Consider the following 5,079-nt stretch of genomic DNA (forward strand, 5'->3'; position numbering starts at 1 on the left):
GAGGCCGCGGGGGCGCGGGAGAGCGCGCAGGCGTGCGAGGACACGTGTGAAGGCAGGCAACCCGGAGGTTCCTTCCGTACCGAGGCCGGGGAGAAGGCGGACCCGGCGTGGGGGTCCGGGTCCGCCATCGTTCCGTACGGGCGAACCGACCCACGCGTTCATCTGACCGGGGATGTCGCCGGGCGGAGGCCTGCCGGTTCCGGTGCGGGGCGCCCGCCGGTTCCGGTGCGGGGACGGGCGCCGGTCCTCGTGGCGGACTCCCGTCGATCCGGGTCGTGGACGCCCGCCGGTCTTCCTGCGAACGGGCGCCGTCCCGGTCCGCATGGTGAAAACCGGCGCCGTGTGGCAGCGTGATTCTCGCCACCCTTGATAAGGGTTGCGCTCAAATGAGCGGATCAGGGGCGGCTGCACTTCTCAAAGGTTGGCACTCAGTGCCACGATCTGATCGTTCATCGAGCGAAATCAGACGGAGGGATTGCCGCTCATGTGAGCGCAAGAGGGCCCTGATGGTGAGGTGATGCGTTCAAGAAGTGAAAACACCCGACCGTGTTAGCTTGCCAAGCTTTGACTTTCAATCCGCTGGCGCACGGGTGGTTACAGGCGCATGACCCACAAGTGGACGTACCCAGACGCCTTTGATCTGGGTACATTCCTCGCCGTCAGGGCAGCCACCGCGTCCTCGAGGAGTCGAGACCCGTGTCGGAAAACAAAGATCCCCACGTAGCTCAGCCGGGCACGAGCGTTGAGGGCGTGAAGTTCGTCTACGACTTCACCGAGGGCAACAAGGACCTCAAGGACCTGCTCGGCGGCAAGGGTGCCAACCTCGCCGAGATGACCAACCTGGGCCTTCCCGTCCCGCCCGGCTTCACCATCACCACCGAGGCCTGCAAGACCTACCTCGACAGTGGCGAGGAGCCGGCGGCACTGCGTGACGAGGTGAGTGCGCACCTCGACGCCCTCGAGGCGACGATGGGCAAGAAGCTCGGCCAGGCCGACGACCCCCTCCTCGTGTCGGTCCGCTCCGGCGCCAAGTTCTCCATGCCGGGCATGATGGACACCGTCCTCAACATCGGCCTGTCGGACAAGTCCGTACAGGGCCTGGCCAAGCAGGCCGGCGACGACCGGTTCGCGTGGGACTCCTACCGGCGCCTCATCCAGATGTTCGGCAAGACCGTCCTGGGCGTCGACGGCGAGCTCTTCGAGGACGCGCTGGACGCGGCGAAGGCCGCCAAGAAGGTCACCGTCGACACCGAGCTCGAGGCCGCCGACCTCAAGAAACTCGTCACCAAGTTCAAGAAGATCGTCAAGACCGAGGCCGGCCGGGACTTCCCGCAGGACCCGCGCGAGCAGATGGACCTCGCCATCAAGGCCGTCTTCGACTCCTGGAACGGCGACCGCGCCAAGCTCTACCGCCGCCAGGAGCGCATCCCGCACGACCTGGGCACCGCCGTCAACGTCTGCTCCATGGTCTTCGGCAACCTCGGCCCCGACTCCGGCACCGGCGTCGCCTTCACCCGCGACCCCGCCTCCGGCCACCAGGGCGTCTACGGCGACTACCTGCAGAACGCGCAGGGCGAGGACGTGGTCGCGGGCATCCGCAACACGGTGCCGCTCGCGGATCTGGAGTCGATCGACAAGAAGTCGTACGACCAGCTGATGCAGATCATGGAGACCCTGGAGAACCACTACAAGGATCTCTGCGACATCGAGTTCACCATCGAGCGCGGCCAGCTGTGGATGCTCCAGACCCGCGTCGGCAAGCGCACCGCGGGCGCCGCCTTCCGCATCGCCACCCAGCTCGTCGACCAGGGCCTGATCGACGAGGCCGAGGCGCTCTGCCGGGTCAACGGCGCCCAGCTCGCCCAGCTGATGTTCCCGCGCTTCGACGAGGACGCGAAGGTGGCGCAGGTCGGGCGCGGCATCGCCGCCTCCCCGGGCGCGGCGGTCGGCAAGGCGGTCTTCGACTCCTACACCGCCGTCAAGTGGTCGAGGTCCGGCGAGAAGGTCATCCTGATCCGCCGTGAGACCAACCCCGACGACCTCGACGGCATGATCGCGGCCGAGGGCATCCTCACCTCGCGCGGCGGCAAGACCTCCCACGCGGCCGTCGTCGCGCGCGGCATGGGCAAGACCTGTGTCTGCGGCGCCGAGGAGCTGGAGGTCGACACCAAGCGCCGCCGGATGACCGTCCCGGGCGGGCACGTGGTGGAGGAGGGCGACGTCGTCTCCATCGACGGCTCCTCCGGCAAGGTCTACCTCGGCGAGGTCCCGGTCGTCCCGTCCCCCGTCGTGGAGTACTTCGAGGGCCGGATGCACCCGGGCGCCGACGACGCCGACGAGCTCGTCGAGGCCGTGCACCGGATGATGGCCTTCGCCGACCGCAAGCGCCGGCTGCGCGTGCGCGCCAACGCCGACAACGCCGAGGACGCGCTGCGCGCCCGCCGCTTCGGCGCCCAGGGCATCGGCCTGTGCCGCACCGAGCACATGTTCCTCGGCGACCGCCGGGAACTGGTCGAACGCCTGATCCTCGCCGACACCGAGGCGGAGCGCGAGGAGTCCCTGAAGGCCCTGCTGCCGCTCCAGAAGCGGGACTTCGTGGAACTCTTCGAGGCGATGGACGGCCTCCCGGTCACCATCCGCCTCCTCGACCCGCCGCTGCACGAGTTCCTGCCCGACATCACCGAACTGTCGGTCCGGGTCGCCCTCGCCGAGTCCCGGCAGGAGCCGCACGAGAACGAACTGCGCCTGCTCCAGGCCGTGCACCGGCTGCACGAGCAGAACCCCATGCTGGGTCTGCGCGGGGTCCGCCTCGGCCTGGTCATCCCCGGCCTGTTCACCATGCAGGTACGGGCCATCGCGGAGGCGGCGGCCGAGCGCAGGGCCGCCAAGGCCGACCCGCGCGCGGAGATCATGATCCCGCTGGTCGGCACGGTCCAGGAGCTGGAGATCGTCCGCGAGGAGGCCGACCAGGTCATCGCGGAGGTCCAGGAGGCCACCGGCACCTCGCTCAAGCTCGCCATCGGCACGATGATCGAGCTGCCGCGCGCCGCGCTGACCGCCGGCCAGATCGCCGAGGCGGCGGAGTTCTTCTCCTTCGGCACGAACGACCTCACCCAGACGGTGTGGGGCTTCTCCCGGGACGACGTGGAGGCCTCGTTCTTCACGGCGTACCTGGAGAAGGGCATCTTCGGGGTGTCGCCGTTCGAGACGATCGACAAGGACGGCGTCGGCTCCCTGGTGAAGCTGGCCGCCAAGGCCGGCCGCGCGACCCGGCCCGACCTGAAGCTCGGCGTCTGCGGCGAGCACGGCGGCGACCCGGAGTCCGTCCACTTCTTCCACGAGGTGGGCCTGGACTACGTCTCCTGCTCCCCGTTCCGCATCCCGGTCGCCCGCCTGGAGGCCGGCCGCGCGGCCGTCACCTCCGCGGGCAGCGACCACCGGTAGGGGCACGCGAAGCCCCGGAGCCGCTGCCTGTCACCCGACCACCCTCACCGATCGGCAGCGGCTCCGGATCACGAAAGGTAGGGGCGGCACCCGTGCGGGGATGCCGCCCCTTCCTGCATACCGGAGGTGCGCGAAGGCGCGCGTCGTCAGTTGCTGCGGCGCAGGAGGGCGATGAGGAGAGCGCCGCCTGCCGCTAGGACGGCGAGGGAGCCGCCGATGACGGTCAGGTAGCCGGTGGTGTCGTCGCCCGTCTCGGCGAGGTCGTCGTCGGCCTGGGCGGTGGGACCGGTGTCGGTCACGGCGGTGGTGTCGCCGATCTCCGTGTTGTCGCGCGGAGTGAAGTCCGCGGGCGGCTCGTCGCAGGCGACGCCGTCGCCGTCGGCGTCCAGCTGCGGGCCGTAGTGGTCGTCCCCCGAGGAGATGCTCGAGTATCCGTTCTCGTAGGCGTCGGAGCAGCTCACGAAGGGGTGGTCGCCGTCGTGGGCCACGGCGGTGACAGGGAGGGCGGCCAGGGCGAGGGCTGCGAGAACCGTGGCGAAGGAGCGAATCGAATGCATGGGAGTAGCCCCCAGATCGAATGCGGGTGCCGGTACCGGGCTGTGGCGTGATGAAGTTACTGGGGGGTCTGTGGTGTTGCAGAGATGTATGCGGCACTTGTGATGTGAACGTGATGTGATGAATCCGTAGCGGAGCGCCACGAGCGGAACGGGTCCTTCACTGGTCCCTTCGCCGCCGGCGCCCTCCGGGAAGCCGCGTCCGGGCCCGGGACGCGGAGTCCGGCCCGCGCCGTCCGCGCGGCAGGCGCGAGGCCTTGACCCTCAACGCCCGTGCTGCCGGGCCGCGTTCGTGCAGGCGCCCTCGGTCGGGCCGCCTGGGGGCGCCGGCCGGTTCCCGCCCGATGCGGGAGCGACAGTGTCCTGAGCCGGACTTGTACAGCCGCCACGGCGGGGAACACGGGGGACACGGTGCCGTTTCGGTTACGCAGGAGCACCATCAGGCCGCTGAGCGCCATGGGCGGGTACGCCGTCGACCCCTGGCGGTCGGTGCGGCGTACGGCCTGGGTGGTGCTGTGCGGGTGGGTCGCCGCGCTGGCCGCCACGTACGTGTCCTATCTGGCGCTGCGCTGGGTGGTGGTGCCCATCGTCGTGGGCGTCGTGCTGTGCCTGGCGTTCGTCGTGCTGCTGATGCTGCTGCACCGCGCGGCCTGGATCGCCCTGCTGTCCCTCGTGCCCGGGCTGTTCATCCTCGTCGGGGCCGTCCAGTACGCCCCCGAGGCGGCGCTGGAGGTGCGCGGGGTGCGCGAGAGCGTGGTGATCGTCGCGGACAGCGCGACCGGCAAGGGCAACAACAACCACCGGCTCACGCTGCGGACGGCGGACGGTGAGGAACTGGCGGAGCGGCTCACCTACAAGGGCTCCGGGGCTCCCCGGGTGGGTGAGCGGCTCGATGTCATCCGTGATCCGGACGGCGTGGTGCCCATGGAGCGGGCGGACCAGGTCGACCCCGCGGGGCGGCTCGGCGGTCTGGTCGCCGGACTGGTGGCGTGGACGCTCATGGCGGTGCTGGCCGGCCGGCGCGGGCACGTGCGCCGGCGGCAGGGCAAGACCGACTCCCTGCTGCTGTCCCTCTGAGTGC

Annotated in this window: 3 protein-coding genes; 2 read left to right on the plus strand and 1 reads right to left on the minus strand. The window is 70.1% G+C overall.

Annotated features, from left to right (window positions below; genetic code table 11):
* Window positions 1-696: 696 nt before the first annotated feature.
* Window positions 697-3,444 carry a pyruvate, phosphate dikinase gene (gene ppdK, locus B9S61_RS26980; RefSeq protein WP_374936248.1) on the plus strand — a complete coding sequence of 916 codons (2,748 nt, stop codon included), beginning with the start codon at window positions 697-699 and terminating at the stop codon, window positions 3,442-3,444.
* A gap of 146 nt (window positions 3,445-3,590) precedes the next feature.
* On the opposite strand, the gene B9S61_RS26985 is transcribed toward ppdK, so the two are convergent.
* Window positions 3,591-4,001, minus strand: a complete 411-nt coding sequence (locus B9S61_RS26985) for an excalibur calcium-binding domain-containing protein (protein ID WP_103544573.1) — start codon at window positions 3,999-4,001, stop codon at window positions 3,591-3,593.
* A 453-nt stretch (window positions 4,002-4,454) separates the two neighbouring features.
* Between B9S61_RS26985 and B9S61_RS26990 the strand changes: the two genes are divergently transcribed.
* Window positions 4,455-5,075 carry a hypothetical protein gene (locus tag B9S61_RS26990; RefSeq protein WP_103544574.1) on the plus strand — a complete coding sequence of 207 codons (621 nt, stop codon included), beginning with the start codon at window positions 4,455-4,457 and terminating at the stop codon, window positions 5,073-5,075.
* Window positions 5,076-5,079: the final 4 nt, after the last annotated feature.

Origin of the sequence: Streptomyces sp. SM1 (genome assembly GCF_002910825.1) — a bacterium.
GTDB lineage: Bacteria > Actinomycetota > Actinomycetes > Streptomycetales > Streptomycetaceae > Streptomyces > Streptomyces okerensis.